The sequence below is a fragment of the Pseudomonas sp. PS02288 genome (assembly GCF_029959715.1).
In the GTDB taxonomy this organism is placed as follows: domain Bacteria; phylum Pseudomonadota; class Gammaproteobacteria; order Pseudomonadales; family Pseudomonadaceae; genus Pseudomonas_O; species Pseudomonas_O kuykendallii.
The window spans coordinates 14,471-40,412 of the sequence record NZ_JASCPA010000049.1 but is presented as its reverse complement, the minus strand read 5'-3'; the positions used below and the strand labels follow the sequence as shown (position 1 = coordinate 40,412).

The window sequence follows — 25,942 nt, the reverse complement described above, 5'->3', positions numbered from 1 at the left end:
GCGTTAACAGGGTCGCCAACCGGCCCTTCTACCGGCGCTAACCCCCCCCGGGCCGCGCCCCCCCCCGCGGGCCCCACGCCCGTGGCGCCGGTGGCGATCCTCCTACCAAGTGGTTCCCCGATGCAGATCGATTTCTCCGCCCTGACGTCGCTCGAAGCGTATCGCTGGATGGCCAACACCGTGACGCCGCGGCCGATCGCCTGGGTCTCCACGCTGTCCGCCGACGGTGTCGCCAACCTGGCGCCGTTCAGCTTCTTCCAGGTGATCAGCGATACCCCGCCGATCCTGATGGTGAACATCTCCACGCGCGGCGATGGCAGCCTCAAGGACAGCATGCTGAACCTGCAGGAAACCGGCGAGCTGGTGATCCAGCTGGTTTGCGCCGATCAGGTCGAGGCGATGAACGCCAGCTCCGCGACCCTGCCACGCGGCACTAGCGAGTTCGAGCACTGCGGCATCGCCAGCGAGGCCTCGGTGCGGGTCGCACCGCGGCGCGTGAAGGGTGCGCCGGTGGCCTTCGAGTGCCGGGTGGCGCAACTGTTGCCTTATCCGGCGCACGAGCCGAACTGCACCCTGGTGTTCGCCGAAATACTCTACGCGCACATTGATCAGAGCGTGCTCGACGAACAGGGCCGGATCGATGCCGGCAAGCTGGATATCGTCGGACGCCTGGGCGGCAAGTCCTACAGTTACACCCGCGAGCGTTTCGACCTGACGCGGCCGAACTGACGCCTCACGCACGCCGACTTTTATGACGCCGGTTTTTCGTCAGTAAAGGTTACAAAGGCTTTGCCGGGCGGGAACGGGCCAGTAGCATCGGCCTTTCATCCCGGAGGAGAGCCGCATGCGCACCAAACTCGATGCCTGCCTGCAGATGGTCAACGGTGTCCTGCTGGGCAAGGAACATCAGGTCCGCCTGGCGATGACCTGCCTGCTGGCACGCGGCCATTTGCTGATCGAAGACCTGCCGGGAATGGGCAAGACCACCCTCAGCCATGCTCTGGCGAAGGCTCTGGGCCTGAGTTTCCAGCGTATCCAGTTCACGTCCGACCTGCTGCCCGGGGATATCCTCGGCACTTCGGTGTTCGACAAGGACAGCGGGCAGTTCGCTTTCCATCCCGGACCGATCTTCGCCGAGCTGGTGCTCGCCGACGAAATCAACCGCGCCACGCCGAAGAGCCAGAGCGCGCTGCTCGAGGCGATGGAGGAGGGCCAGGTGACTATTGAAGGCGCTACCCGGCCATTGCCGGACCCTTTCTTCGTCATCGCCACGCAGAACCCGGTGACCCAGGGCGGCACCTTCGCGTTGCCCGAATCGCAGCTCGATCGCTTCCTGATGCGCCTGTCGCTGGGCTACCCGGCCAAGGGCGCCGAGAAGGCCCTGTTGCTCGGCGAGGCGCGGCGCGATCTGCTGCCGCGCCTGGAGCCGGTCTTCGACCATGCCGAGCTGGCGAAGCTGCAGGAGCTGGTGCCGCAGGTCCGCGCCAGCGATGCGCTGGTCGACTATGTGCTGAGGTTGGTCGAGGCCACGCGCAGCCAGCCGCAGTTCGCCTGGGGGCTGTCGCCGCGCGCGAGCCTGGCCCTGCTCGCCGCCGCCCGTGCCTGGGCGTTCCTCGCCGACCGCGAGTACGTGATTCCCGAGGACGTGCAAGCCGTCCTGCCGGCGGTGGTCGGCCACCGCCTGCGCGAGCGCGCCGATCCCAGCGGACACGGTGGCGGCGCGCTGGTGCGCTGGCTGCTGACCGAGGTGGCGGCGGTCTGATGGCCGATACCCTGCGGCGTCCACGTTGGGATCGCTGGCTGGCCAAACGTATCCCGGCGGCCCAGCGGGTGCGCCTGGATCAGCGGCGCATCTTCATCGTGCCCAGCCGGGTCGGCGCGGCGTTCGGCGTATCCCTGCTGCTGATGCTGCTTGCCGGCATCAACTACCAGAACAGCCTGGCCTACGGGCTGACCTTCCTGCTGGCCTCCGTGGGCATCGTCGCCATCCTGCATACCTACCGCAACTTGGCCGGGCTGGTGCTCAAGGCCGGGGGCGGCGGCGCGGTGTTCGTCGGCGAGCAGGCGCGCTTCAAGGTCCTGCTGGAAAGCAGCGGGCGGGCGCACCAGGCGATCGCCATCGGCTGGCCGCCGGCAGAGCTGCAGAGCCTCGATGTGCCTGCGCTGGGCCTTGGCGAGTGCGAATTGAGCCAGCCGGCGCTGCATCGCGGCTGGTTGCGTCCCGGTCGGCTAAAGGTGGAAAGCCGCTTCCCGCTGGGCATCCTGGTCGCCTGGTCATGGGTCGATCTGGATCAGGCGCTGCTGGTCTATCCGCGGCCGCTGCCCGGTGACCTGCCGTTGGCAGCCGGCAGGGGAGACGACGGCGAGGAGTCCGGGAGCCATCAGTTGGGCCAGGGCGCGGACGATTACCAGGGCCTCAAGACCTACCAGCCGGGCGACTCGAAGCAGCGCCTGCACTGGAAGGCCTACTCGCGCGGGCATGGCCTGCTGGTCAAGGAATTCGCCGCGCTCAGCGGTCGCGACCTGCACCTGGACCTGGATGCGCTGGAAGGCGACCTCGAGTCCAGGTTGTCGCTGCTCTGTCACTGGGTGCTGCAGTTCTGCAACGAAGGCCAGGCGTTCGCGCTGCATCTTCCCGGCGTCCAGCTCGGGCCGGACAGCGGCGAGACCCATCGCGAGGCGTGCCTGCGCGCACTGGCGCTGTACGCAAACGAGCAGCGCCCGGGGAACCGACCGTGAGCACCCGCCGTTCCGGCGTCGCGCAGCCCATCCCGCGGGTGGCATTGACCTGGCTGCTGATCGCCCAGGCGCTGGTGATGGTGCCGCACCTGTTCCATCTGCCTGCCTGGACCATCGCCCTGTGGCTGGTCTGCGCGCTCTGGCGCATCCAGATTTACCGCATGCGCGCGGGCTATCCGAATGCGCTGGCCAAGGTCGTGCTGATGGCCGGCGCCGCGGCCGGGGTATGGTTTTCCCGCGGCAGCCTGATCGGCCTGGATGCCGGCAGCGTGCTGCTGATCTCGGCGTTCGTCCTCAAGCTGGTGGAGACGCGCAGCCGACGCGACGCCCTGGTGCTGGTGTTCCTCGGCTTCTTCGTGGTGGTCACCGGTTACCTGTTCGACGACAGCATGCTCCTCGCGCTGTTCACGCTGCTTTCGGTGAGCGCCTTGCTGGCCTCGCTGATCGGCCTGCAGCAAAGCGCGTTCGCCGAGCGGCCCTGGCCGACCCTGCGCCTGGCCGGCGGGATGCTCGCGCAGGCGTTGCCGCTGATGCTGCTGCTGTTCGTCTTCTTCCCCCGGCTCGGCCCGTTGTGGTCGTTGCCGCAACCGGCGGGCGGCGCGGTGACCGGGCTTTCCGACAACATCGAGCCCGGCGATATCGCCGAGCTCAGCCAGTCCGGCGAACTGGCCTTCCGGGCCAGTTTCGACGGTCCGATGCCGCCCCGCTCGCAGCTCTACTGGCGGGCGCTGACACTGGAGCGTTTCGATGGCCGACGCTGGTCGCAGTCGTCGGTGGCGCAGTACCCGATCGAGCCGCAGTGGCAGAAGCGCGGCGAGGCGCTGCGCTACAACGTCATCATGCAGCCCAGCTCCAGGCCCTGGCTGTTCGCCCTGGATACCGGCGAGACCAGCCTGGAGCGCACCCGGCTGATGAGCGATTTCCGCCTGGAGCGATATCGTCCGGTGGACAAGTCGCTGTTCTATCAGGTGACCTCATGGCCGGATGCCGTGCGCGAACCCGAGGATTCGCCCCTCCTTCGGCGCCGTGCATTGCAGCTGCCCGAGCAGGGCGAACCGCGCGCTCGTGCCTGGGCCGCCGACCTCAAGCGCCGCTATGCCGACCCGCAGGCATTGGTGCAGGCGCTGCTGCAGCATTTCAATCGGGAACCCTACGTCTACACGCTGAAACCGCCGCCGACCGGGGTGGATGGCATCGATGCGTTCCTCTTCGATACCCGCCGCGGTTTCTGCGCGCACTACGCGGGCGCCATGACCTTCGTCCTGCGCGCGGCCGGCATTCCGGCGCGCGTGGTGGCCGGCTACCAGGGGGGCGAGGTGAATCCGGCCGGCAACTACATCTCGGTCCACCAGTTCGACGCCCACGCCTGGGTCGAGTACTGGCTTCCCGAACGCGGCTGGGTGAGCGTCGACCCCACGTTCCAGGTCGCCCCGACACGTATCGAACAGGGCCTGGAGGAGGCGGTGGCCGCAGAGCGCAGCTTCCTGCAAGGCTCGCCGTTCTCCGCGCTGCGCTACCGCTCCATCGGCTGGATGAACCAGTTGCGCCTGTCCTGGGACAACCTGAACTACGGTTGGCAACGCTGGGTGCTGGCCTATCAGGGCGAGGAACAGGCCAATCTGTTGCAGCGGTGGTTCGGCGCCTTCGATACACGTCTGCTGCTGATTGCCCTGGTCGGTGGCGGTGGGCTGATTCTGTCGGGGGTGGCGCTCGGGCTGTTGAAACCCTGGCGTCGCGAACGCGATCCGCAGCAGCGGGTGTTTCTGGGCTTCGAGCGTCTGCTGGCGCGCCACGGCCTGCGCCGGGCGCGGGGCGAGGGGCCGCGGGCATTCGCCGAGCGTGCCGCCACGGCGCTGCCGCAACAGGCCGAAAGCATCCGCGGGTTCCTTCGCGTCTACGAGGCACAGCGTTATGCCGGCAGCCCCGGTGCCGTCGGCGAACTGCGTCAGGCACTCACCGGTTTGCGTCGGCGCCTGCCCTGGCGGTTCACCCGCAGCACCCGCTGAAGCGCCGATCAGCCAGCGCAATTGGCGTAACAGCCTTGTCTGGCGCCGGCATCCATCCCCTAAGATGCATCCCTTTCCAGGTCGCAGTGCACAATGATGAGGTGAGCATGACCCTGTTCGAACTGATCCAGGCTGTACGCATGGACCCGAACAACATCCAGGTTCCCAAGGAGTGGGGTCAGGGCCGCGCCGGCTTTGGCGGGCTGGCGGCGGCGCTGGTCTACGAGGCGATGCGGGCGAAAGTGCCGGAAGGCAGGCCGTCGAGATCGCTGGCGATCACCTTCGTTGGCCCTTTGATCTGCGAGAAGCCGGTGCGCTTCGAGGCGGAGGTGCTGCGTGAGGGCAAGGCAGTGAGCCAGGTGCTCGGTCGCGCCGTTCAGGATGGCCAGGTAGTGACCCTGGTACAGGGCAGCTTTGGAGCGTCCCGCGAGTCCGCGGTGAACGTTCCGGCATTGCCGGCTCCGGCCATGAAACCGGTCGAGGAGTGCCCGGAGCTGCCCTACATCAAGGGGATCACGCCGGAATTCGGCCGTCACCTGTCGATGCGCTGGGGACTCGGCGGCTTTCCATTCAGTAACAACCCGTCTCGGGAAATGGGCGGCTGGGTGCGTTTGCGCGGTGAGGTCGATGAGTTGCCGGTGAACGAGGCGCATCTGCTGGCGCTCGTCGACGCCTGGCCGCCCGCGCCGCTTTCCCACCTGAGCAGCCCGGTGCCGGGCAGCTCGCTGACCTGGACCATCGAATTCGTCCAGCCGATACCGCCGCTGACCACCCACGACTGGTGCCTGTACCGCGCCGAAATCGAACATGCCCGAGACGGCTACGGCCATGTCGCCGCTGCATTGTGGACACCCACTGGCGAACTGGTCGCGTTGAGCCGGCAAACCGTCACGGTGTTTGGCTGAGGCGTCGCGCGTTCAGGGTCGGCGACGCTTCCAGGCACGCCACCAGCCGCCGCTCAGGACGAAGCGCGGAAAGGTCACGAACTGCTCCAGCAGTACCTCCTGCAGGCATTCCTGATGGGCGTCCACCGCGTATTCCTCCCGTTTGTGCCCCTGGCGCTGCAGCGCCAGCGCGGCGACAAGCCCGATCACCCCCAGCACCACCGGCAACAGGCTCGCGCCCAGCAACCCGATGAGCAACAGCAGGCTGGCGACGATGAACAGCGGCACGGCGATCAGGTGCAGCAGCAGGTTGGTCGGGTGACGGTGAGTGGCGGCGTAGTCCGGCGTCGAACGGGACGGGTAGTGCAGGCGTAGGCCCATGATCGGCATTCCTTGAAGAGATGCCTGAAGTCTAGGGTGCAGCGATGCCGGGCGGCGAATGAGGACTGCCTATGGAGGCCATAGGCAGTCACGCGGAAAGACTCAGAGCTTCAATTGACGGATCGCACGGCTCAGCTCGCCGGCCAGCGAGGCGATCTCGCTGCTGGTGGCGGCGGAGGAGACGGTCTGCTGCACGGTCTGTTCGGTGACGTCGCGGATGCCCACCACCGAACGGGTCATTTCCTCGGCGACCTGGCTCTGCTGCTCGGCGGCGACGGCGATCTGGGTATTGCTGTCCCGCATCTGCGCAACGGCCTGGGTGATGGCTTCCAGCGCCTCGCCCGCATCGTTGGCCAGCTTCACGCAGTCATCGGCCTTCAGCGAGCTTTCCTGCATGAATTCCACGGCGTCGCGGGTTCCGGACTGCAGCGCGCCGATCATGTTGGTGATCTCGTCGGTGGAGTCCTGGACGCGCTTGGCCAGGTTGCGCACTTCGTCGGCGACCACGGCGAATCCGCGACCCATTTCGCCGGCGCGTGCGGCCTCGATGGCGGCGTTGAGGGCGAGCAGGTTGGTCTGTTCGGCGATGCCGTGGATCACGCTGACCACGCTGCTGATCTTCTGACTGTCGGCCGCCAGTTGCTGAATCATCTCGGCGGTCTGCTGTACGCCGGTGGAAAGTCCGGAAATCGACTGTTTGACCCGGCCTACAACATTCTGCCCGGCGCCGGCCAACTGGTCGGCCGAACGCGACTGATCGCGGGTGTCAGCGGTGTGCTGGGCGATGTGGTGAACGGTGGCGGACATCTCGTTGATCGCGGTGGCTGCCTGGTCGGTCTCGCTCTGCTGGCCGAGCATGCCCTGGCGCACCTCGCTCATGCTGGTGGCGAGGCTGCCGGCGCCCTCGTCGAGGCGCGAAGCGGCCTGGGCGACGGTGCTTACCACACGCTGGTAACCCGCCTGCATGGCATTGAAGGCACTGGCCATGCGGCCGACCTCGTCCTTGCCTTCGAGCGGCACGCGGGCGGACAGATCGCCGCTGCTTTCCACGTGCAGCATCACGTCCTTGAGCATGTTCAGGTGGCTGAGCAGGAAACGGATGAGCAGTTGCGAGGCGGCCAGCAACAGCAGCATCAGCACGGCCACGGCAATGGCATAGGCCGGAGCGCGTTCGATGAAGATATCCAGCAGGCTCGGCGCCCGCGCCAGCAGCGCGACGCGCGCGCCATTCAGGTCGATCACCTGGGCGCCGATCAACGGCTGGTCGCCGAGCAGCGAATCGTGCGGCAACTCGATCCAACCGCTGGCGCGGGTCAGTTCGGCACCGAGGTTGTTCTCCAGGCGGGGCGGCGAGTCCTTGCTGAAGCTCAGCAGGCTGGAAGAGGTGGGAAGGGGCTGCTGCGCCGGCCAGCTGGCGACGATCCGAGCCTGCTCCTGGGCATGGCGCTGCGCATCGACGCTGCGACCACCCTGTTCCAGGTGCATCGCGTAGAGCACCACGAGCAAGGTGGTGAGGAACGACACTGCATTGAGCGCCCAGAATTTGTACTTCAGAGAAAGGTCGCGAATCCAGACACCCATGGCGTTCTTCTTCTATTCAAAACTGATCGATTGGCAGTGCCAGTATTGTGCCAGCAATGGCTCGTTGGCTGCTGACGATGGTCAAGCCGTCATGACAGGTTAACGGCGGCTAAACCTCAGGCTTGAGGATAGCGACCGATTTATCTCGGCGGCAGCGGAAGGCGGAAAAACTCTCGCGCGCAGGCGCTGCTGTGCTCCGCCAGGAGCGCTGGCGACTCCTCGCGGTGGCCCGCCACAACGCCGAGCACTTCGCCGAGATAGCCTGGCTCGTTTCGGTTGCCCTTGGGCTTGGGCCGCAGGCTGCGTGGCAGCAGGTAGGGCGCGTCGCTTTCCAGCATCAGGCGGCCGCGGGGCACTTCGCGCACCAGCGGTTGCAGGTGCAGGCCGCGGCGTTCGTCGCAGATCCAGCCGGTGATGCCGATGTGCAGATCCAGGTCGAGGTAACCGAACAGCGCGCGTTTCTCGCCGGTGAAGCAATGCACCACCGCGGCGGGCAGACGATCGCGATAGTCGCGGAGGATTTCCAGCAGGCGCAGGCTGGCGTCGCGTTCGTGCAGGAACACCGGCAGGTTCAGTTCCACCGCGAGGGACAGCTGCTCCTCCAGCGCCTTTTCCTGCTGCGGCCGCGGGGAGAAGTCGCGGTTGAAGTCCAGCCCGCATTCGCCGACGGCGCGCACGCGCGGATCGCCGAGCAGCACGCGCAGCTGGCTCGCGCTGTCGGCGGACCACTGGCTGGCGTCGTGCGGGTGCACGCCGGCGGTGGCGAACAGGCGAACGGCATCCGGGTCCAGCGCCTCGCACAGCAGCAGCGCTTTTTCGCTCTCCTCGACGCTGGTGCCGGTCAGTACCAACTGGCTGACACCGGCCTCGTAGGCGCGATCCAGCACGGCTTCACAGTCATTCGCGAAACTCGGGTGGGTCAGGTTGACGCCGATGTCGATCAGCTCGTGGGGCCGCGTATCAGGATCTTTACTCATCTAATATCTTCAATAAAAACATAATTATAGGAATATTACTTGATGTGCTTTGTCTTGTTGGACTGGCGCCTTTGCACGGCCTGTGAGACTCTCGCTGATCAAGTGGGCGGCCACGGTCGCCGACAGTCTCTCATTCCTGGACGGCTGGAGGCCCTGCATGCGGGCGTTTTCGGCCGGGAGATCCGATGACGCGAGCGTTGCTCCTTCTTCTCGGCCTTCTGGCCCTGGCTCCGCTGCCTGCCGCAGCGCGCCTGGCGGGCCAGGCCGAGAACTGGCAGCCGCAGAGCGACGTGCGCGATCTCGCCGATATACGCCGCAGCGGCGTGCTGCGCGTGCTGGTGAACCAGAGCCGCAACACCTCCGGCGAAGTCGCCGGTGAGTCCATCGGCGTGGAGTACAACCGCCTGCGGGCCTTTGAGCAATACCTCAATCGTAACGCCCGCGATGGCAGGACGCTCAGCCTTAAGCTGATTCCGCGGGCTAAGGATCAGTTGTTCGGTGCTTTGCAGCGCGGCGAGGGCGATCTGGTTGTGCCAGGCGAACTGATGGGGATGCGCAACGAGCGTGGTGTCAGCGCCAGTACCGCGGTCATCGACAAGGTGCCTCTGGTGCTGGTCGCGCGCGCGGGCAATCGCCGTTACCAACGGGTCGACCAGCTGGCCGGGCGCACCGTCGTTCTGCCCGCCGGCAGCGCGGCCGGCGAGGCGCTGGGCAAGGTGAATCAGGAGCTGGCCCGGCGCAAGCAGAAGCCGATCGTCATCGAATGGGTGGACCCGTCGCTGGCGGTGGAGGACGTGCTGGAGATGGTCCAGGCCGGCATCTATCCGCTCACCGTGGTCGAACGCCCGATTGCCGAGCGCTGGGCCAAGGTGCTGCCGAAGCTGCGCGTCGATCGCAACATCGCGCTGGGCGACGAGGGTCAGGTGGCGTGGTTCGCCAGCCATGATGCGCCCATGCTGCGCGCCAGCGTCGATCGCTTCCTGCAGGGCTACCGTGCACCGGCGAACGGCGACGCCACGTTCCAGCGCGTCTACCGCAGGCTCTACCAGGTACACGATCCATTGGCGCGCAGCGAGCGGCAGCGCCTGGAGAAGGTGCGTCCGGTGCTGCAGCGCTACGCCGATCAGCACGAGTTCGACTGGCTGAACCTTGCCGCGCTGGCGTTCAAGGAATCGACCCTCAACCCGGCGGCGCGTGGCGCCAGCGGCGCGGTGGGGCTGATGCAGATCACTCCGGCGGCGGCACGCACGGTGGGGGTCGACAATGTGCAGTCGCTGGACAATAACGTGCAGGCGAGTGCGAAGTACCTGGCGATGCTGCGCCGCCAGTACTTCAACAGCGGCAGGCTCGACGAGCGCGAGCGGATGGCGTTCGTGCTCGCCGCCTACAACCTCGGTCCGCAACGGGTCCAGGGGCTGCGTGCGGAAGCCAAGCGCCGCGGGCTCAACCCCAATCAGTGGTTCTTCCAGGTGGAGCGCGTGGCCGCCGAGCAGGTGGGCATGGGTGTGGTCAGCTACGTGAATGCGGTGAACAAGTATTTCCTCGCCTACCAGCGCGAGCGCGAACGGCTGGAGCCGCGGCGCACCGCGCTGAGCGCCAACTGACTCAGCGATTACCGCCGTTACGGGCCAAGGCGAGCTGCTCGGACGCTTCCAGCCAGCGTATCTCGTCGGCGGCGAAGGACGCCTCGGCCAGTCGCCGAATCGCCACCGCGCGTTCTCCCTGATCGAGTTGCTCGTTCAGCTCGATACGCGCTTTCGATTTGCGGAATGACTGCAGACGGTGATCCCAGCGCTGGGCCTGTTCGAGCTCGGCACGTTGCTCGGCGTTCGACAGGCCGCCGCCGTTCTGCTGCAAGGGCGCGGAGTGCAGCGTGGCGGCCAGGCACACCGCAGTCAGCAGCAACACCGGCAGAAGGCGGCGAGCCGCCGTCGGTTTCGCGCGGGAAGCAAGCGCAAACCTTGGCGCCGTTCGATAAGGGCGTTGCTCCGCCGGCGAAGCGACGCTGAGGTGCTTCTTCATGGATGGCGACCGATTTCGCGACGCGTCCCCATGGCGCGTCTGCCACCCTGGCATCGCAGGATGCGTGCCACGTGGCGTGTTTTAAGGCCCGATGCCTCTATGACGCGGTCCCTGGCGGCATGGCCAAATGCTGGCCAGGCCGAGCGCCAGACAACCGGTTGTTACGAGGTGGAACGCCATGTGCGGCGAGGGTTGCAGCATTACCCGCGTATGCGCCGCTTTGGTTAACGCCCGATGGTTCAGGCGTGACCTGCAGGTCGCCCGGCAGTTGACAGTGGCGAGCGCGGTTCTCTAGCATTTCACCCATGCGCCGATTTAGTCAGCTACTTGCGGGGCGCCGGGAGCCAAAAGGCTTCGAAATACCGCTAAAGCGCTGGTTCGGTGATGCCTCTCGCCGCTGCCCAGCGGACCCTGAGGCAGAGATTAATAGACGTGATTCCTTCTCCTTCCAATCTGCGCCTGGCCCCGATCACCTCGAGGCTGCTGCCGCGCAACCCCAAGATCCTCCTCGCCGGCGACAACCAGCCGCGACTGCTGCGCTACCTCGATGGCTGGCCGAAGGATCGCAACAAGGCCTGCAATTTCCTCATCCAGTTCGTACGTGCCGACGAATCCCTGGCCGACCTCGCCAGCGACAGCTTCGATTTCGCCGTGCTACCTGCGCCGGACGCGAAGAACCTGGAAGCCTGCATACATGAACTGACCCGCGTCGCGCGCCAGGGGCTGATCACCCGCCGCTGAGGGTCAACCAAGGCGCCGCATTCTCACGAATAGTCGATGGCGACGATGTACCAGGTCTTCTCGCCGGTCGGGGTATGGACCCTGACCTCCGCGTCCAGCGCCTTGCCGACCAGCGCGCGGGCCAGCGGCGAATCGATGCTGATCAGGTTCTGCTTCAGGTCCAGTTCGTCCGGGCCGACGATCCGGTAGCGCGACTCGACGCCATCCTCGTCCTCCAGCGTCACCCAGGCGCCGAAATACACCTTGCCGGCATCGGCAGGGCGCGCATCCACGACCTTGAGACTTTCCAGGCGCTTGGTCAGGAAGCGCACGCGGCTGTCGATTTCGCGCAGCATCTTCTTGCCGTAGGTGTACTCGGCGTTTTCCGAACGATCGCCCTGGGCGGCGGCTTCGCTAACCGACTGGGTGACCTGCGGCCGACGCACGTGCCACAGCTCGTGCAGCTCGGCGCGCAGGCGTGCCTCGCCTTCGGGGGTGATCAGCGGGGTTCCAGCGGTGCGCGGTGGGCGATAGCGGCTCATGGGGTTCGCGGCAAGGATTGGGGCGCGGAGTCTAGCAAGCTCAACCCTCGCGCAGAACGGTCAGCGGACTGGCATTCAGTGCGCGACGGGTGCCGATCACGCCGGCGCCGCCGACCAGCAACGCACCGATCACCGGCAACAGCAGCAGCCACGGATGCGGATGCCAGGGCAGGTCGAACACCAGTCGGTAGAGCAGGGCGCTGACCAGTTCGCAGCCGAGCGCGGCGAGCACGCCCGCGCAGCCGCCCAGCAGGCCGAACTCCGCGCGGCGAGCCTTCAGCAGCAGCGACCGACCGGCGCCCAGCGCGCGCAGCAGCGCGCCCTGGCGGATGCGCTCGTCCAGCGTCGATTGCAGGCCGGCGAAGAGCACCGCGAGACCGGCGGCGAGCACGAACAGCAGGACGAACTCCACCGCCGCGGTGACCTGGGCGAGGATGCTGCGCAATTGCGCGAGCAGCGCCTCGACCTGCAGCAGCGTCACGGCCGGGAACTGCCGCGCGAGCCCGACCAGTGCCTTGTCGTTGCCGGGCGGCAGATAGAAGCTGGTCAGGTAGGTGGCCGGCAGATCCTGCAGCGTGCCGGGCTGGAAGATCATGTAGAAGTTCGGCTGGAAGTTGTCCCAATGCACGTCGCGCAGGCTGGTGACCTGGGCCTCGCGCTCCAGCCCGCCGATGTTGAAGCGCAGGCGGTCGCCCAGTTTCAGGCCGAGGCTTTCGGCGAGCTGGGTTTCCACGGACAGCCCAGGCAGCCCGCCGGTCGGTAGCGCGTCCCACCAGGTACCGGCGGTGAGTGTGTTGTCGCTGGGCAGATCCTGCGCCCAGGTCAGGCTGAGATCGCGGCGCACCGCGCGGTCGCCCTGGGTGTCCTTGCTCACCAGTTCGCGCACCGGCTCGCCGTTGATCGTCAGCAGGCGCCCGGGAATGATCGGGAACAATGGCGCCGGATGCGGCGACAGCTCGGCGAGGCGTGCGGCGAAGGCGTCCTTGTCGGCGGGCAGCACGTTGAGCGCGAAGTGGTTCGGCGCGTTCGCCGGCAACTGGTTCTGCCAGGTGTCCAGCAGCTCGCCGCGCAGAAGCGCGATCAAGGACATCGCCAGCAGGATCAGCCCGAAGGCCAGCGCCTGGCCGGCCGCGGCCAGGGGATAGCGCAGCAGTTGGCCAAGACCCAGTCGCCAGGGCAGCGAAGCCTTCGCCAGCAGCCGACGGAGCCCGCGCATCGCCAGCAATAGCAGGCCGCCGAGCAACAGCGCCGCGGCGATCCCGCCGCCGAGCAGGGCTAAGGTGAGCATCAGGTCGAGGCTCAGACGCCACATGATCAGGCCAAGGGCGAGCAGGGCGGCGCCGTAGATGAACCAGGAACTCGGGGCCACCGGAAGCATGTCGCGGCGCAGCACGCGCAGCGGCGGAACGCGACCGAGCGCTGCCAATGGCGGCAGGGCGAAGCCGGCGAGGGCGACCATGCCGGTGGCGATCCCCGCCAGCGCCGGCCACACGCCACCGCCTGGAAGGGTGGCCGGCAGCATGCCGCGCAGCAGATGGAACAGCGCGTATTGGGCCAGCCAGCCGAGCAGCGCGCCGATGCTGCACGCGAGCAGGCCGAGCATCGCCAGCTGCAACGCATACAGTCCGAGCGCGGCATGCCGCGAAAGGCCGAGGCAGCGCAGCAGCGCGCTGGCGTCGAAGCGCCGCGCGGCGAAGCGTGCCGCCGACAGCGCCACGGCAACCCCGGCGAGCAGCACCGATGCCAGGCTGGCGAGGTTCAGGTAGCGCTCGGCGCGGCCCAGGGCGTCGCCGATCTGCCGGTTGCCGTCGCGGGCATCTTCCAGGCGCTGGTTAGGCTGCAGTTGCGGGCTCACCGCATCGCGGTAGCGCGCCAGGGCCTGGCTGTCGCCGCGCCAGAGTTCGCGGTAGCGCACGCGGCTGCCCGGCTGGATGATGCCGGTCGCCGCGAGGTCGTCGATGTGCATCAGCATGCGGGGCGTCAGGCTGTAGAAGTCGGCGCTGCTGTCCGGCTCGTAGGTCAGCACGCGGGTCAGGCGCAAAGTCTTCTCGCCGACGTCGATGGAGTCGCCGATCTTCAGGTCGAGTGCGGCGAGCAACTGGCTCTGGACCCAGGCTTCGCCGGGTTTCGGGCCGCCGCCGGCGCGTTCCTCTGCGTAGGGCTCAGCGGCGCTCTTCAGTTCGCCGCGCAGCGGGTAGGCACTGTCCACCGCCTTGACGCTGGACAGCTGGATACCGTTGTCCGTGGCGATCACGCTGGAGAATTCCACTGCCTGGGCGTGGTCCAGGCCGAGCGCGGTGCCGGCCTCGACCTGCTCCGGGGACGCCTGCGAGGAGCCGCGCAGGACCAGGTCGGCGCCGAGAAACTCGGTGGCGCGCATCAGCATGGCGCCGTTCAGGCGGGCGCCGAAGTAGCCGATGGCGGTGCTCGCCGCCACGGCGACCAGCAAGGCGAAGAACAGCACGCGCAATTCTCCGGCACGGGCATCGCGTAGCGACTGGCGCCAGGCCAGGGCGAACAGGCGGGTCAGGGGCAGGCGTTTCATCAGGGCTCCCGACGATCCACCAGTTGGCCGCCCTCCAGGCGGATCGCCCGGCGGCAGCGCTGCGCCAGGCGTTCGTCATGGGTGACCAGGACCAGCGTGGTGCCGTTTTCCTGGTTCAGTGTGAAGAGCAGATCGCTGATGTGCGCGCCGGTGTGGCTGTCCAGGTTGCCGGTGGGTTCGTCGGCGAACAGCACATCCGGTTCGGCGGCGAAGGCGCGGGCAATCGCCACGCGCTGCTGCTCGCCGCCGGAAAGCTGTCGTGGGTAGTGGGTGAGACGCTGGCCCAGGCCGACGCGGTCGAGCAGCTCGCGGGCGCGTTCGCGGGCATCGCGACGTCCGTCGAGCTCCAGCGGCAACATCACGTTCTCCAGTGCGCTCAGGCTGTCGAGCAATTGGAACGACTGGAAGACGAACCCGACGTGATCGGCACGCACCTGGGCGCGCTGGTCTTCGCCGAGGTCGTTGAGGCGGTTGCCGGCCAGCGTCACTTCACCTGAACTGGGCAGATCGAGCCCGGCAAGCAGGCCGAGCAGGGTCGATTTGCCGGAGCCGGAGCTACCGACGATGGCCATGCTGTCGCCGGGCTGAAGATCGAGGGAGAGATCGTGGAGGATGGTCAGCGCGCCTTCCGCGCTGGGGACCACTTTGCTAAGGTTCTGCGCTTTGAGAATGCTTGCGCTCATGGAGAATCCAATGCGTACGTGGTTTTTCGGTACCGCCATCGCCTTGCTGCTGTGGGCCCAAGGGGCGACTGCCGGCACCCTGCTGGTCGTCGGCGATAGTATCAGCGCGGGTTTGGGACTGGATACCAGCCAGGGCTGGGTCGCCCTGATGGAAAAACGCCTGCAGCAAAAGGGCGTGGATCATCAGGTGGTGAACGCCTCGATCAGCGGCGACACCAGTGCCGGCGGGCTTTCCAGGCTTCCCGCGCTGCTCTCCGAACACAAGCCGGAGCTGGTGATCATCGAGCTTGGCGGCAACGATGGACTGCGCGGCCAGCCACCGCAGCAATTGCAACAGAATCTTGCCGCCATGATCGAGAAGTCGAAGGCCAGCGGCGCGAGGGTGTTGCTGCTGGGCATGCGCCTGCCGCCGAACTATGGCGCGCGCTACAACCGCAACTTCGAGCAGGTTTTCGCGACGCTGGCCGAACAGGAGAAGGTGCCGATGGTGCCGTTCTTCCTCGAAGGCGTCGGCGGCGTACCGGGGATGATGCAGGCGGACGGCATCCATCCGGCGGCGGTGGGTCAGCCGCGGATGCTCGACAACCTGTGGCCGACCCTGGAGCCGCTGCTTTAACGCGCCGCGCCATCTTTTCCGCGCGGGGCCTTTCGGCTAAGGTGGCGGCCCCGTTCTGGAGCCCCCGATGCCGCGTCCCGCCTGGTCTCTGCATGCCTATCAACTGATCGAGCCGGACGAGCAGCTCGACCTGTTCGCCTGTCGCGAGATACGTCTGCATATCGTCGAACGCCAACTCGAATTGAGCGGGCATGCCGATCGCACCCTGTGCGGCGGTTTGCTGCCGGCCATGCCGCGCTGGCGGAGCATGGAGCGGGCTGCGCTGCATGACCGGCGCCTGTGCGCGCACTGCAAGGCCATGCTGCAGCAGCACCGGCGCGGCAGCCGCCCCGAATGGCCGATGGCCTGAGTTCGGGCCGCCCCCAGGACTCCCCGAGGCAGAGGCCTGCGTGTACAATTTCGCCTCTTTCCCGTCATACCCCTCAAGGATTTTTCGGATGTCGTCGCGCGTTCCTGCGGTCGCCTGCTCATTGTTCGCCACCGCGCTGAGTGTCGCGGGTTCCGCCTCCGCACTGGAGCTGCCCCTGCCGCCGCCGGGTGAAGACGTGGTCGGGCAGATTCAGGTGGTCACCGCCAAATACGAGGACACCTTCGCCGACGTCGGCGAGGCCAATGACCTCGGCTACCTGGAAATGGTCGCCGCCAACCCCGGTGTCGACCCGTGGCTGCCGGGTGCCGGCACCGAAATCATCCTGCCGACACGCTTCATCCTTCCGCCCGGTCCGCGCGAGGGCATCGTCATCAACCTCGCCGAGTACCGCATGTACTACTACCCGAAAGGCGAGAACGTGGTGCACACCTACCCGCTGGGCATCGGTCGCGAGGGTTGGGGTTCGCCGATCACCTTGACCAAGGTGACCGCCAAGACCGCCAATCCGGCCTGGTATCCGCCGGCCTCGATCCGCGCCGAACATGTCGCCGAGGGTGACCCGCTGCCGACGGTGGTGCCGCCGGGGCCGGACAACCCGCTGGGTCCGTTCAAGTTCAGCCTGAGCCTGCCCGGTTACCTGATCCACGGCTCCAACAAGAAGTTCGGCATCGGCATGCGCGTCAGCCACGGTTGTTTCCGCATGCTCAACCAGAACGTGCTGGAACTGGCGAAGATGGCGCCGGTGGGAACGCCGGTGCGCATCATCAACGAGCCCTACAAGTTCGGCGTCAGCGGCGGAAAGATCTATCTCGAAGCCCATCAGCCACTGGATGACCACGGTGACCCGTCGCACGTCGACAAGCACACTGCAGTGATCAACACGCTGCTGCAGCGTCAGGACATCGCCGCCAACCAGCAGATGGACTGGGAAATCGTTCGCGAGGTCGTGGCGGCCGAAGACGGCCTGCCGATCGAAGTCGCCGACAGCGTCATGCATGCCGCGAGCCTTCCCGTCGCCCAGTGATCTCTCTGACAAAGAGCCCCGCCGTGCATTGCCGGCGGGGCTTTTTTATTGGACGAATCGCAGGCATTAAAAAGCCGACCCAGAGGTCGGCTTCGATAGTCCGGAGACTATTACTTGCGGCTGGCTTTTTCCAGCATACGCAGAGCGCGCTCGTTGGCTTCGTCAGCAGTTTGCTGAGCCTTCTGAGCAGCGGCCATGGCGTCGTCGGCTTTGCGGTAGGCTTCGTCGGCACGAGCCTGAGCGCGAGCAGCGGCGTCTTCGGTGGCGGTCAGACGGGCTTCAGTTTCTTTGGTGACGCTGCTGCAACCGGTAGCCAGAACTGCGGCCAGAGCCAGAGCAGAGAATTTCAGAACGTTGTTCATCGTGTTCCCCTTAAGGTGGACAATCTATTCAAGCAATTTCCCGAACCAGGAAATTTGCGGGCTATATGTTACCTATAACTTGGGCCAAGTAAACGCGGCAAACGCAAGGTATAGGTGGTTTTTTGAAGAAGTTGCGCAGAGAATGCTCTTGGCGCCTTTTTTTGTATAAAAAGCAACCAGCTGGTGTTCTTCTCACATATCCGCCCAGTCCGTGGACACTATGCGGCGATGACACTTTTCATTCGTCTAACAGGCAATAGCCAGGGATTCTCCAGCACGTCAGCCTGACGGAGCGATCTCTCCTGTCCTGAAAACGCCCCGGTACAACTCCGCGGAGGGGCGCCGTGATCCTCCCGCGTACTGTGGAGTGGACCGTCGGGCATATCGACTATTCACTTGTCTGGCATCGGAGTGTTAAAAAGCCAGAACGCCGAGGCGACAACGCCTGTCGAAGTGGCAACGACCGGTCACAGTCTCCGCCAGAATAAGATCAATAAGATTCGGACCCGCCCACGAGGTCCGCCGAGGAGTAAGCAATGAGCGAGGCATTATCCATCCGGCATGACCAGACGGCTCATCAGTTCGAGATCATCGTGGATGGTAATCGAGCCTACCTGGCATACATGGACCTGGGTAAACAGACGCTGGACATCTACCGCACCTTCGTCCCCAACGCCCTGCGTGGACGCGGTATCGCCCTGGCATTGACCGAGCACGCGCTGGCCTACGCCGAGCGCATCGGCTATTCGGTGATCGCTTCCTGCTCCTACGTTGAGCGTTACATGGAGCGTCAGGAGAAGCTCAAAGCCAAGGAGTGAAGCGGGTCCAGACACGAAAACGCCGGGCAATGCCCGGCGTTTTTCATTGCCCGGCGGCTCAGCCGCGCTGGCGTTTGGGCAGCACGTCCTTGAGCTTCGCGTGCATCCCCAGCAGGGTTTTCTCGGTGGTGTCCCAGTCGATGCAGGCATCGGTGATCGACACCCCGTACTTCAGGTCGCACAGGTTCTTCGGGATCGACTGGTTGCCCCAGCCCAGGTGACTTTCCACCATCAGGCCGACGATGGAGCTGTTGCCCTCGACGATCTGGTTGGCGACGTTGTCCATTACCAGCGGCTGCAGCGCCGGGTCCTTGTTGGAGTTGGCGTGGCTGCAGTCGACCATCACGTTCGGGCGGATCTTCGCCTTGGTCAGTTCCTGCTCGCAGATCGCCACGCTCACCGAGTCGTAGTTTGGCTTGCCGTTGCCGCCGCGCAGCACCACGTGGCCGTAGGAATTGCCCTTGGTGGTGACGATGGAGACGCCGCCCTGCTGGTTGATGCCGAGGAAACGGTGCGGGCTGGAAACCGATTGCAGTGCGTTGATCGCCACGGTCAGGCCACCGTCGGTGCCATTCTTGAATCCGACCGCGGAGGACAGGCCGGAAGCCATTTCCCGATGGGTCTGGGATTCCGTGGTGCGGGCGCCGATGGCCGACCAGCTGATCAGGTCCTGCAGGTACTGCGGCGAGATCGGGTCGAGGGCTTCGGTGGCGGTGGGCAGGCCCATCTCCGCCAGGTCCAGCAGCAGCTTGCGGCCGATGTGCAGGCCGTCCTGGATCTTGAAGGAGTCATCCAGGTACGGATCGTTGATCAGGCCCTTCCAGCCGACCGTGGTGCGCGGCTTCTCGAAGTACACGCGCATGACCAGATACAGGCTGTCCGATACCTTCGCTGCAAGCGCCTTCAGGCGTTCGGCGTACTCGTGAGCGGCCTTGATATCGTGGATCGAGCAGGGCCCGACCACCACGAACAGACGGTGGTCGCGACCGTCGAGGATATCGCGGATAACCTGCCGGCCATGCGCCACGGTACGTTGAGCCGCTTCGCTGAGAGGGATTTCACGCTTGAGTTGATCAGGGGTGATCAGGGTTTCGTTGGAGGCAACGTTAAGATCGTCGATCGGTAAATCAGCCATCGTGCTTTTCATCAGGTCGGGTCGTCGGAGCGCGGCTTTCGAGCCGCTCGCGTTCCCCTGCGAGGCGGATCACCGAGGGTCGAGCGCGGGGGAACGGAACCTTACCGCTTAGGCGGGAGCGAGACAATGGGCGATGCGCCTGCGCGGACCGGCGTCAGTGGCGGTCGAAGCTGTCGCGGGAGAACTCCTCGGCATGGGCGCTCATCCATTCCTGGGCGACGTCCTCGATGCCCAGTTGGGTACCCAGCTGTTCCTCGCGCTCGCGCCGATAGCGCTCGATCTGGCAGACCTGCTGCACCATCCGCGCCTTGAACAGGGTGTCCTCGTCGATGAAGGTGATGCCCACCAGATAACCGGTGGCTTCCTTTTCGCACCAGGCGATCACGCCGTTGCAGGTGGCGTCGTCGCCGAACAGGGGGATGCGCAGTTCGATCGGCGTGCCGTTCTGCAGGCGCTCCGTACAATTGCACGCCACCCCGCCAAGGCTGATATTGTTCAGCCGCTGTCGCGGCAGGCGCTCCTGGTCGCGCAGCTTCAACTCGATGGGCATGTCGCTGGGGTGACGTAAGAACCGGCGCATGGACGACTCCTGTGATGACACGACGATGGCTGCTGAAGACAGTATAAGAACCCAGCTCGAGTTGACAGACTTCGACGCGGATCACCGCCTGCTCGACCTGTCGGGCGTTTCGCTGCTGGTATTCACAAGCATCGGTTGTGCCAGTTGCCGCTGGGCGCGTCGCGAGTTGCCCGGCATGGCGTTGCCCGTCGAGCGTCTGTGCTGGGTGGACGCTGGCAACAATGGCGGACTGCTGGAACGCTATGGCGTTTTCCACTTGCCGGCGTTGTTCGTGATCCGCGACGGCCAGTTCTTTGGCGCATTGCAAGCGCGACTCGAGCGCGCTTCCCTTGTTTCAGCCCTGGACGCGGCGTTGGCCGGTCCCGCAGAGGAGCTTCCCTGATGAGCGAAATCCATCGTCCACGCATCGGCATCATCGGCACGGGCGCCATCGGCGGCTTCTACGGCCTGATGCTGGCGCGCGCGGGCTACGACGTGCATTTCCTGCTGCGCAGCGAGTTCGCGGCGGTGAGCGAGCGCGGCCTGCGGGTGGATAGCGCGGTGCACGGCGAACTGCTGCTCAACCCGGTGCAGGCCTATCGGGAGGCTGCTCAGATGCCGCCCTGCGACTGGCTGCTGGTGGGTGCCAAGACCACCAGCAACGCCGACCTCGCGCCACTGATCGCTCAGGCGGCTGCGCCGGATGCCAGGGTGGTGATGTTGCAGAACGGCCTGGGGGTCGAGGAGGCGTTGCGCCCGCTGTTGCCCGAAGGGCTGCACCTGATCGGCGGGCTCTGCTACATCTGCGCCCACCGTCGTGCGCCGGGGGAAGTGGTGCACCAGGCCCTGGGCGGGGTCAACCTCGGCTATCACTCGGGGCTGGCGATCGACGCGGCCGAGCGCCAGGCGCTCCTCGAAAGCGGCTGCGAAATGTTCCGCCAGGCGGGGCTCGAATCCACCGCGATGGCCAACCTTGACCAGGCGCGCTGGCAGAAGCTGGTGTGGAACGTGCCCTACAACGGGCTCTCGGTGCTGCTCGATGCCGGAACCGAGGCACTCATGGGGCAAGCGGACAGCCGCGCGCTGATTCGCTCGATCATGCTGGAGGTGGTGCAGGGCGCCGAGGCCTGTGGCCATGCGATGCCGCCCGGTCTTGCCGACAAGTTGCTGGTCATGACCGAACGGATGAGCGATTACCTGCCGAGCATGTACCACGATCATCTGTCCCGCCGCCCGCTGGAGCTGCCGGCCATCTATGCCGCACCGCTCGCCGCGGCGGAGGCCAAGGGGCAGGACATGCCCTGTACGCGCGCGCTGTATCAGGCGCTGAGCTTTCTGAGCGCGGGGCGCATCTAGCGCCTTTCTGCGAGCAGAATGGGTTCGGATTGTCGACGGTCGACCGAGACATGCCATTTTCATATCCGCTGCTAAGCTGTGGCGAGGCCCAATTCGCTCGCAGTCGGAGGGCATATGATCCGGACCATTCTCTACGCCACGGACCTCGGTCTTTACGCGCCTTACGTGTTACAGCATGCGGTTTCCCTGGCCCAGGCCTACAAGGCCGAGCTCTACGTGGTGCACGCGGTGGAGCCCATGGGGCTGTTCGCGGAGTCGGTCCTGCAGACCTACCTGGACAAGGACACGCTCGAACGCCTGCGCACCGACGGACTGGATGTGGTCATGTCGAACATCCAACAGCGCGTACTGGAAGGCTTCCGCGACGAAATGGGCGAAGCCTACGAAAACCTGGACCTGATCCGCACGGTGCGGGTGATCCGCGGCGACCCGCCCCAGGTCATCCTCGAACAGGCCCGCGAACTGGCGGTGGATGCAGTGGTGCTCGGTGCGCACAGCCAGGACAGCTGTAACGGTACTTCCCTCGGGCGCACCGCCACCTGCGTGATGCAATTGGCCGAGGTGCCGGTCTATCTGGTGCCGATGTTGCAGACGCGTGCGCGGGCGGATTTTTGAAATAGCGCGCACTAAATGTGAGCGTGCCTATAAAAATCGTCTAGCCTTACACCCTCAACTAATAATATGGTTATAAAAACCTGCCGATGGGCAGCGAAAGAACCACTGAGGGAAAGCCATGAAGCTTCAGCAACTGCGCTACATCTGGGAAGTCGCCCATCACGATCTGAACGTGTCGGCCACGGCGCAGAGCCTGTACACCTCCCAGCCGGGGATCAGCAAACAGATTCGCCTGCTGGAGGACGAACTGGGCGTTGAAGTCTTCGCTCGCAGCGGCAAGCATCTGACGCGCGTGACACCGGCGGGCGAGCGGATCATCACCACCGCGGGCGAGATCCTGCGCAAGTGCGAGAGCATCAAGCAGATCGCCCAGGAATTCTCCAACGAGAAGAAGGGCACGCTGTCCATCGCCACCACCCACACCCAGGCGCGCTATGCATTGCCTCCGGTGATCAGCGCCTTCATCAAACAGTACCCGGACGTCACCCTGCACATGCAGCAGGGCACGCCGCTGCAGATCGCGGAAATGGCCGCCGACGGTTCGGCCGATTTCGCCATTGCTACCGAGGGCCTTGAATTGTTCGGCGACCTGGTGATGATGCCGTGCTACCGCTGGAACCGCTGCGTGATCGTGCCCAAGGGCCATCCTCTGACCAAACTGCCCAAGCTGACCCTCGAGGGGCTCGCCGAGCAGCCGCTGGTGACCTACGTGTTCGGCTTCACCGGCCGTTCCAAGCTCGACGAGGCCTTCAGCCACCGCGGGCTGACGCCCAAAGTGGTGTTCACCGCGGTGGACGCCGACGTCATCAAGACCTACGTGCGCCTGGGCCTTGGCGTCGGCATCGTTGCCCACATGGCGGTCGACGAGAAACTCGATGATGACCTGGTTGCGCTGGACGCCAGCCACCTGTTCGAGTCCAGCGTGACCAAGATCGGCTTCCGTCGCGGCACCTTCCTGCGTGGCTTCATGTGCGACTTCATCGAGAAGTTCGCACCGCACCTGACCCGCGACGTGCTGGCCAAGGCGGTGCAGTGCCACAACAAGGCCGAGATGGACGAGCTGTTCAAGAACGTCGAGCTGCCGGTCTACTGAGTTTCCGCGCCATGAAAAAAGCCTCCCGTTGGGAGGCTTTTTTCGTTCCGCCAGGGATCAGTGGCTCAGGTGCAGCCCGCACTCGCGGTTGTCTTCGCCCTTGGTCGGGTCGAAGTAGTCGAACTCGTTGGGCAGGTCGTAGCGGGTCAGGTACTGGTAGAGGTCCTTCGACGTCCAGTGCAGCAGGGGCGCGACCTTGATCAAGCCGTCCGGGTTCAGGCTGATCGGCTGCATCGCCGCGCGCACGGCAGTGTCGGTGGCGCGCAGGGCGGTGAACCACACCTGCGGCGCGGTTTCGCGCAAGGCGCGGGCGAAGGGCTCCAGCTTGACCTCCTCGGTGAACGCCGCGTGACGCGGATCGTCCAGCGCCGGCGTGGCGCCTTCGACGGCTTCGCGGTGCGCGCGCGAGCGTTTCGGCAGGTAGATGCTCAGGTTGAGGTTCAGCTTGCGGCAGATTTCGTCGGCGCAACGGTAGGTGGCGTCGGTGTTGTAGCCGCTGTCCATCCAGATCACCGGGATGTTCGGGTCGACGCGGCTGACCATGTGCAGAATCACCGCCTCGAAAGGCCGGAAATTGGTCGTGCAGATGGCCGTCTTGCCAAGGCCCAGAGCCCATTCCACGAGCTTCTCGGCGTCGTGGCCGAGTTCGGCATTGAGGGTGTCCAGATCGAGGCTCATGGCGGGCTCCTGTGATTGGGCGCGGTTCGCGAAGGAGGGCGATGGTACCAGCGCCGCCGGGCGCCAACCACCGCTCCGCGGTTCGATAGCCTTCGCCTGGGCTGGCTGCTAAAGTGCCGCCCCTTCGATAAGCAGTCTTTGGAGACTCCTGTGGAAATCGCCTGTCTCGACCTGGAAGGGGTCCTGGTACCGGAAATCTGGATCGCGTTCGCCGAGCAAACCGGTATCGACGCGCTCAAGGCCACCACTCGGGATATTCCCGACTACGACGTGCTGATGAAGCAGCGCCTGCGCATCCTCGACGAGCACGGCCTGAAGCTTTCCGACATACAGAAGGTGATCGCCACGCTGCAGCCGCTCGAAGGCGCGCGCGAGTTCATCGACTGGCTGCGCGAGCGTTTCCAGGTGGTGATTCTCTCCGACACCTTCTACCAGTTCTCCCAGCCGCTGATGCGCCAGCTCGGCTTCCCGGCGTTGCTCTGCCACAAGCTGGTGGTGGACGAGAGCGACCGCGTGGTCGGCTACGAATTGCGCCAGAAGGACCCCAAGCGTCAGTCGGTGATCGCTTTCAAGAGTCTCTACTACCGCGTGATCGCGGCCGGCGACTCCTACAATGACACCGCGATGCTCGACGAAGCGCATGCCGGCATCCTGTTCCATGCGCCGGAGAACGTCATTCGCGAGTTCCCGCAGTTCCCCGCCGTGCATACCTTCGAGGCCCTCAAGCAGGAGTTCCTCAAGGCCTCCAATCGCAGCCTGACGCTGTAATTCCCGCCTGCCTGAGGCGGGCCACCGCTACAGGGCTTCCAGGGTGCGCAGCAGCACGCGCACCTTGGTCTTGGATTCCTCGTACTCCGCCTGCCAGTCCGAGTCGGCGACGATGCCACCGCCGCCCCAGCAACTGACCTGACCATCCTTGACCAGCAGGCTGCGGATGGCGATCGAGCTGTCCATTTCCCCGCGCACGTCCAGATAGAGAAGCGAGCCGCAGTAGATCGAGCGGCGTGTCGGCTCCAGCTCGTCGATGATCTGCATCGCACGGATCTTCGGTGCGCCGGTGATCGATCCCCCGGGGAAGCAGCCCGCGAGCAGGTCGAGCGCATCGCGGCCTTCGGCCAGTTCGCCACGTACCGCGCTGACCAAGTGGTGCACGTTCGGGTAGCTTTCCAGCGCGAACAGCTCGGGCACCTTCACCGTGCCGATGCGGCAGCTGCGGCCGAGATCGTTGCGCAGCAGGTCGACGATCATCAGGTTTTCCGCGCGGTCCTTGTCGCTCGCCAGCAGCTCGCGCGCCTGCCGCTCGTCTTCGGCGGACGTCGCGCCGCGCGGCCTGGTGCCCTTGATCGGCCGGGTTTCCACCTGGCCCTGGCTGAGTTGCAGGAAGCGTTCGGGCGAGAGGCTGAGGATCGCGCCGCCGCCCGCCAGCGCCTGGTAGGCGGCGAACGGGGTGGGGCAGGCGCGGCGCAACGCGCGGTAGGCCAGCCAGGGTTCGCCCTGGCACGGCGCGCGAAAGCGCTGGGCGAAGTTCACCTGGTAGCAGTCTCCAGCCGCTATGTAGGCCTGGATGCGGGCAATCGCGGAACGGTACTGTTCGGCATCGATGTCGGCGCGAAACGCCGCGCGCAGCGAGAACGGCTCAGGCTCGGACGTCGTGGGCTGCTCGAACAGGCGGCACAGCCGCCGGCGTTCGGACTCGGCCAGTGCCGGGTGGAACAGCAACTGGCTGGTGCCGAGCTGGTGATCGCTGATCAGCGCCCAGGCATACAGACCGAGGGTCGCCGTGGGCAGATGCAGATCGTCCTGCGCGCGACTCGGCAGGCGCTCCAGGCCGCGACCGAAATCGTAGCCGAGGTAGCCGATCAGCCCGCCGGCAAAGGGCAGTTCGACGCCCGCCGGCAGCTCGGCCGGGGCCATTTCGGCCAGGGCCTGGCGCAGGCGCTGGAGAAAGGCTTCGGCCGGCTCATCGGCGGCAGGCGTGAATTCCGCCAGCGGCCAGGCACTGAGGATGTCGAAGCGTCCGCGCTCGGCGTCCGGGCGCCCGGCGTCGAGCAGCACGGCTCCCGGCGCGTCGCAGATCGAGGCGAAGAAGGCGGACGGGTCGGCGCGGTAACCGAGGGCGTGGAGGGAACAGGTCGACATGGGGAGGGGTCAGACGGGCACGGGAGGCGATTGTAGTGCCGCCGTACGCATGATCCTAGCCGCCAGGGGGTTCTTCGGCGGCTACTGGGGTCGGTTG

At 65.8% G+C, this 25,942-nt stretch carries 28 protein-coding genes; 16 read left to right on the top strand and 12 right to left on the bottom strand.

Annotated features, from left to right (window positions below; translation table 11 throughout):
* The first annotated feature begins 120 nt into the window (after nt 1-120).
* The 5 genes from QMX85_RS17795 to QMX85_RS17775 all read left to right on the top strand — a co-directional run bounded on the left by QMX85_RS17795 (nt 121) and on the right by QMX85_RS17775 (nt 5,650).
* The gene (locus tag QMX85_RS17795; protein ID WP_282343078.1) at nt 121-729 is read left to right on the top strand and encodes a flavin reductase family protein; all 609 of its coding nucleotides are present in this window, start codon (nt 121-123) and stop codon (nt 727-729) included.
* Nucleotides 730-844: 115 nt separating this feature from the next.
* Nucleotides 845-1,762 carry an AAA family ATPase gene (locus tag QMX85_RS17790; RefSeq protein ID WP_090231016.1) on the top strand — a complete coding sequence of 306 codons (918 nt, stop codon included), beginning with the start codon at nt 845-847 and terminating at the stop codon, nt 1,760-1,762.
* Nucleotides 1,762-2,739: a DUF58 domain-containing protein gene (locus tag QMX85_RS17785; protein WP_282343076.1), complete on the top strand. Its 978-nt coding sequence runs from the start codon at nt 1,762-1,764 to the stop codon at nt 2,737-2,739. Before QMX85_RS17790 ends, QMX85_RS17785 begins: the two co-directional genes overlap by 1 nt.
* Nucleotides 2,736-4,745 (top strand): DUF3488 and transglutaminase-like domain-containing protein, encoded by a 2,010-nt coding sequence (locus QMX85_RS17780; protein WP_282343074.1) that lies wholly within the window; start codon nt 2,736-2,738, stop codon nt 4,743-4,745. Before QMX85_RS17785 ends, QMX85_RS17780 begins: the two co-directional genes overlap by 4 nt.
* A gap of 107 nt (nt 4,746-4,852) precedes the next feature.
* Nucleotides 4,853-5,650 (top strand): thioesterase family protein, encoded by a 798-nt coding sequence (locus QMX85_RS17775; RefSeq protein ID WP_282343072.1) that lies wholly within the window; start codon nt 4,853-4,855, stop codon nt 5,648-5,650.
* A 12-nt stretch (nt 5,651-5,662) separates the two neighbouring features.
* Here QMX85_RS17775 and QMX85_RS17770 read toward each other — a convergent pair whose 3' ends face one another.
* The 3 genes from QMX85_RS17770 to QMX85_RS17760 form a co-directional block, all read right to left on the bottom strand.
* Entirely contained in the window at nt 5,663-6,010 is a 348-nt protein-coding gene (locus QMX85_RS17770) for an Mpo1-like protein (protein ID WP_282343070.1), read from the bottom strand.
* 102 nt (nt 6,011-6,112) lie between these two features.
* A complete protein-coding gene (locus QMX85_RS17765) occupies nt 6,113-7,591 on the bottom strand; it encodes a methyl-accepting chemotaxis protein (RefSeq protein ID WP_282343068.1) in 1,479 nt (492 codons plus the stop codon).
* 140 nt (nt 7,592-7,731) lie between these two features.
* Entirely contained in the window at nt 7,732-8,568 is an 837-nt protein-coding gene (locus QMX85_RS17760) for a TatD family hydrolase (protein WP_282343066.1), read from the bottom strand.
* A 185-nt stretch (nt 8,569-8,753) separates the two neighbouring features.
* Here QMX85_RS17760 and QMX85_RS17755 point away from each other — a divergent pair, with 185 nt between their 5' ends.
* Nucleotides 8,754-10,172 (top strand): transglycosylase SLT domain-containing protein, encoded by a 1,419-nt coding sequence (locus tag QMX85_RS17755; protein ID WP_282343064.1) that lies wholly within the window; start codon nt 8,754-8,756, stop codon nt 10,170-10,172.
* Nucleotide 10,173: 1 nt separating this feature from the next.
* Here the strand turns inward: QMX85_RS17755 and QMX85_RS17750 are convergent, their stop codons facing one another.
* Entirely contained in the window at nt 10,174-10,476 is a 303-nt protein-coding gene (locus QMX85_RS17750) for a lipase secretion chaperone (RefSeq protein ID WP_282343063.1), read from the bottom strand.
* 546 nt (nt 10,477-11,022) lie between these two features.
* Here QMX85_RS17750 and QMX85_RS17745 point away from each other — a divergent pair.
* Nucleotides 11,023-11,331, top strand: a complete 309-nt coding sequence (locus QMX85_RS17745; RefSeq protein ID WP_090231009.1) for a hypothetical protein — start codon at nt 11,023-11,025, stop codon at nt 11,329-11,331.
* A 23-nt stretch (nt 11,332-11,354) separates the two neighbouring features.
* Here the strand turns inward: QMX85_RS17745 and greB are convergent, their stop codons facing one another.
* The 3 genes from greB to QMX85_RS17730 are packed head-to-tail and all read right to left on the bottom strand — an operon-like array spanning nt 11,355 to nt 15,080.
* A complete protein-coding gene (greB, locus tag QMX85_RS17740) occupies nt 11,355-11,852 on the bottom strand; it encodes a transcription elongation factor GreB (RefSeq protein ID WP_282343061.1) in 498 nt (165 codons plus the stop codon).
* A gap of 40 nt (nt 11,853-11,892) precedes the next feature.
* Nucleotides 11,893-14,397 carry an ABC transporter permease gene (locus tag QMX85_RS17735; RefSeq protein WP_282343059.1) on the bottom strand — a complete coding sequence of 835 codons (2,505 nt, stop codon included), beginning with the start codon at nt 14,395-14,397 and terminating at the stop codon, nt 11,893-11,895.
* Complete coding sequence (locus QMX85_RS17730) at nt 14,397-15,080, bottom strand: ABC transporter ATP-binding protein (protein ID WP_282343056.1); 684 nt, start codon at nt 15,078-15,080, stop codon at nt 14,397-14,399. Before QMX85_RS17730 ends, QMX85_RS17735 begins: the two co-directional genes overlap by 1 nt.
* A 10-nt stretch (nt 15,081-15,090) precedes the next feature.
* Here QMX85_RS17730 and QMX85_RS17725 point away from each other — a divergent pair, with 10 nt between their 5' ends.
* From QMX85_RS17725 to QMX85_RS17715, 3 genes are all read left to right on the top strand, one after another.
* On the top strand, nt 15,091-15,696 hold the full coding sequence (locus tag QMX85_RS17725) for an arylesterase (RefSeq protein WP_282343055.1): 606 nt from the start codon (nt 15,091-15,093) through the stop codon (nt 15,694-15,696).
* 67 nt (nt 15,697-15,763) lie between these two features.
* The gene (locus QMX85_RS17720) at nt 15,764-16,045 is read left to right on the top strand and encodes a hypothetical protein (RefSeq protein WP_282343054.1); all 282 of its coding nucleotides are present in this window, start codon (nt 15,764-15,766) and stop codon (nt 16,043-16,045) included.
* A gap of 88 nt (nt 16,046-16,133) precedes the next feature.
* On the top strand, nt 16,134-17,090 hold the full coding sequence (locus QMX85_RS17715) for a L,D-transpeptidase family protein (protein WP_282343053.1): 957 nt from the start codon (nt 16,134-16,136) through the stop codon (nt 17,088-17,090).
* A 110-nt stretch (nt 17,091-17,200) separates the two neighbouring features.
* Here the strand turns inward: QMX85_RS17715 and QMX85_RS17710 are convergent, their stop codons facing one another.
* Nucleotides 17,201-17,452, bottom strand: coding sequence for an Lpp/OprI family alanine-zipper lipoprotein (locus tag QMX85_RS17710; protein WP_090231002.1), 252 nt, complete (start codon nt 17,450-17,452; stop codon nt 17,201-17,203).
* 536 nt (nt 17,453-17,988) lie between these two features.
* Between QMX85_RS17710 and QMX85_RS17705 the strand changes: the two genes are divergently transcribed.
* Entirely contained in the window at nt 17,989-18,270 is a 282-nt protein-coding gene (locus QMX85_RS17705; protein WP_090231001.1) for a GNAT family N-acetyltransferase, read from the top strand.
* 58 nt (nt 18,271-18,328) lie between these two features.
* On the opposite strand, the gene QMX85_RS17700 is transcribed toward QMX85_RS17705, so the two are convergent.
* Both QMX85_RS17700 and QMX85_RS17695 read right to left on the bottom strand, forming a co-directional pair.
* Entirely contained in the window at nt 18,329-19,405 is a 1,077-nt protein-coding gene (locus QMX85_RS17700) for a 3-deoxy-7-phosphoheptulonate synthase (RefSeq protein WP_282343048.1), read from the bottom strand.
* A gap of 154 nt (nt 19,406-19,559) precedes the next feature.
* Nucleotides 19,560-19,985, bottom strand: a complete 426-nt coding sequence (locus QMX85_RS17695; RefSeq protein WP_282343047.1) for a PilZ domain-containing protein — start codon at nt 19,983-19,985, stop codon at nt 19,560-19,562.
* Here QMX85_RS17695 and QMX85_RS17690 point away from each other — a divergent pair.
* The 4 genes from QMX85_RS17690 to cysB all read left to right on the top strand — a co-directional run bounded on the left by QMX85_RS17690 (nt 19,984) and on the right by cysB (nt 23,028).
* Entirely contained in the window at nt 19,984-20,367 is a 384-nt protein-coding gene (locus tag QMX85_RS17690; RefSeq protein ID WP_282343046.1) for a thioredoxin family protein, read from the top strand. The two genes, QMX85_RS17695 and QMX85_RS17690, sit on opposite strands and share 2 nt — an antisense overlap.
* Nucleotides 20,367-21,320: a putative 2-dehydropantoate 2-reductase gene (locus QMX85_RS17685; RefSeq protein ID WP_282343045.1), complete on the top strand. Its 954-nt coding sequence runs from the start codon at nt 20,367-20,369 to the stop codon at nt 21,318-21,320. Before QMX85_RS17690 ends, QMX85_RS17685 begins: the two co-directional genes overlap by 1 nt.
* Nucleotides 21,321-21,434: 114 nt before the next feature.
* Nucleotides 21,435-21,935, top strand: a complete 501-nt coding sequence (locus QMX85_RS17680; RefSeq protein ID WP_090230996.1) for a universal stress protein — start codon at nt 21,435-21,437, stop codon at nt 21,933-21,935.
* A gap of 118 nt (nt 21,936-22,053) precedes the next feature.
* Nucleotides 22,054-23,028, top strand: a complete 975-nt coding sequence (gene cysB / locus QMX85_RS17675) for an HTH-type transcriptional regulator CysB (RefSeq protein WP_282343044.1) — start codon at nt 22,054-22,056, stop codon at nt 23,026-23,028.
* A 57-nt stretch (nt 23,029-23,085) separates the two neighbouring features.
* Here the strand turns inward: cysB and QMX85_RS17670 are convergent, their stop codons facing one another.
* Entirely contained in the window at nt 23,086-23,706 is a 621-nt protein-coding gene (locus tag QMX85_RS17670) for a phosphoadenosine phosphosulfate reductase family protein (protein ID WP_282343043.1), read from the bottom strand.
* A 150-nt stretch (nt 23,707-23,856) separates the two neighbouring features.
* Between QMX85_RS17670 and thrH the strand changes: the two genes are divergently transcribed.
* Complete coding sequence (gene thrH / locus QMX85_RS17665; RefSeq protein ID WP_273231548.1) at nt 23,857-24,474, top strand: bifunctional phosphoserine phosphatase/homoserine phosphotransferase ThrH; 618 nt, start codon at nt 23,857-23,859, stop codon at nt 24,472-24,474.
* Between the two features lie 27 nt (nt 24,475-24,501).
* Here thrH and pabB read toward each other — a convergent pair whose 3' ends face one another.
* Entirely contained in the window at nt 24,502-25,845 is a 1,344-nt protein-coding gene (pabB, locus tag QMX85_RS17660) for an aminodeoxychorismate synthase component I (protein WP_282343042.1), read from the bottom strand.
* Nucleotides 25,846-25,942: the final 97 nt, after the last annotated feature.

Excerpts from the sequence above, each read along its gene's own strand:
- QMX85_RS17795 (WP_282343078.1), top strand. The coding sequence starts at position 121 with ATGCAGATCGATTTCTCCGCCCTGACGTCGCTCGAAGCGTATCGCTGG.
- QMX85_RS17790 (WP_090231016.1), top strand. The coding sequence starts at position 845 with ATGCGCACCAAACTCGATGCCTGCCTGCAGATGGTCAACGGTGTCCTG.
- QMX85_RS17785 (WP_282343076.1), top strand. The coding sequence starts at position 1,762 with ATGGCCGATACCCTGCGGCGTCCACGTTGGGATCGCTGGCTGGCCAAA.
- QMX85_RS17775 (WP_282343072.1), top strand. The coding sequence starts at position 4,853 with ATGACCCTGTTCGAACTGATCCAGGCTGTACGCATGGACCCGAACAAC.
- QMX85_RS17770 (WP_282343070.1), bottom strand. The coding sequence starts at position 6,010 with ATGGGCCTACGCCTGCACTACCCGTCCCGTTCGACGCCGGACTACGCC.
- QMX85_RS17765 (WP_282343068.1), bottom strand. The coding sequence starts at position 7,591 with ATGGGTGTCTGGATTCGCGACCTTTCTCTGAAGTACAAATTCTGGGCG.
- QMX85_RS17760 (WP_282343066.1), bottom strand. The coding sequence starts at position 8,568 with ATGAGTAAAGATCCTGATACGCGGCCCCACGAGCTGATCGACATCGGC.
- QMX85_RS17755 (WP_282343064.1), top strand. The coding sequence starts at position 8,754 with ATGACGCGAGCGTTGCTCCTTCTTCTCGGCCTTCTGGCCCTGGCTCCG.
- greB (WP_282343061.1), bottom strand. The coding sequence starts at position 11,852 with ATGAGCCGCTATCGCCCACCGCGCACCGCTGGAACCCCGCTGATCACC.
- QMX85_RS17735 (WP_282343059.1), bottom strand. The coding sequence starts at position 14,397 with ATGAAACGCCTGCCCCTGACCCGCCTGTTCGCCCTGGCCTGGCGCCAG.
- QMX85_RS17730 (WP_282343056.1), bottom strand. The coding sequence starts at position 15,080 with ATGAGCGCAAGCATTCTCAAAGCGCAGAACCTTAGCAAAGTGGTCCCC.
- QMX85_RS17725 (WP_282343055.1), top strand. The coding sequence starts at position 15,091 with ATGCGTACGTGGTTTTTCGGTACCGCCATCGCCTTGCTGCTGTGGGCC.
- QMX85_RS17720 (WP_282343054.1), top strand. The coding sequence starts at position 15,764 with ATGCCGCGTCCCGCCTGGTCTCTGCATGCCTATCAACTGATCGAGCCG.
- QMX85_RS17715 (WP_282343053.1), top strand. The coding sequence starts at position 16,134 with ATGTCGTCGCGCGTTCCTGCGGTCGCCTGCTCATTGTTCGCCACCGCG.
- QMX85_RS17710 (WP_090231002.1), bottom strand. The coding sequence starts at position 17,452 with ATGAACAACGTTCTGAAATTCTCTGCTCTGGCTCTGGCCGCAGTTCTG.
- QMX85_RS17705 (WP_090231001.1), top strand. The coding sequence starts at position 17,989 with ATGAGCGAGGCATTATCCATCCGGCATGACCAGACGGCTCATCAGTTC.
- QMX85_RS17700 (WP_282343048.1), bottom strand. The coding sequence starts at position 19,405 with ATGGCTGATTTACCGATCGACGATCTTAACGTTGCCTCCAACGAAACC.
- QMX85_RS17690 (WP_282343046.1), top strand. The coding sequence starts at position 19,984 with ATGGACGACTCCTGTGATGACACGACGATGGCTGCTGAAGACAGTATA.
- QMX85_RS17695 (WP_282343047.1), bottom strand. The coding sequence starts at position 19,985 with ATGCGCCGGTTCTTACGTCACCCCAGCGACATGCCCATCGAGTTGAAG.
- QMX85_RS17685 (WP_282343045.1), top strand. The coding sequence starts at position 20,367 with ATGAGCGAAATCCATCGTCCACGCATCGGCATCATCGGCACGGGCGCC.
- QMX85_RS17680 (WP_090230996.1), top strand. The coding sequence starts at position 21,435 with ATGATCCGGACCATTCTCTACGCCACGGACCTCGGTCTTTACGCGCCT.
- cysB (WP_282343044.1), top strand. The coding sequence starts at position 22,054 with ATGAAGCTTCAGCAACTGCGCTACATCTGGGAAGTCGCCCATCACGAT.
- QMX85_RS17670 (WP_282343043.1), bottom strand. The coding sequence starts at position 23,706 with ATGAGCCTCGATCTGGACACCCTCAATGCCGAACTCGGCCACGACGCC.
- pabB (WP_282343042.1), bottom strand. The coding sequence starts at position 25,845 with ATGTCGACCTGTTCCCTCCACGCCCTCGGTTACCGCGCCGACCCGTCC.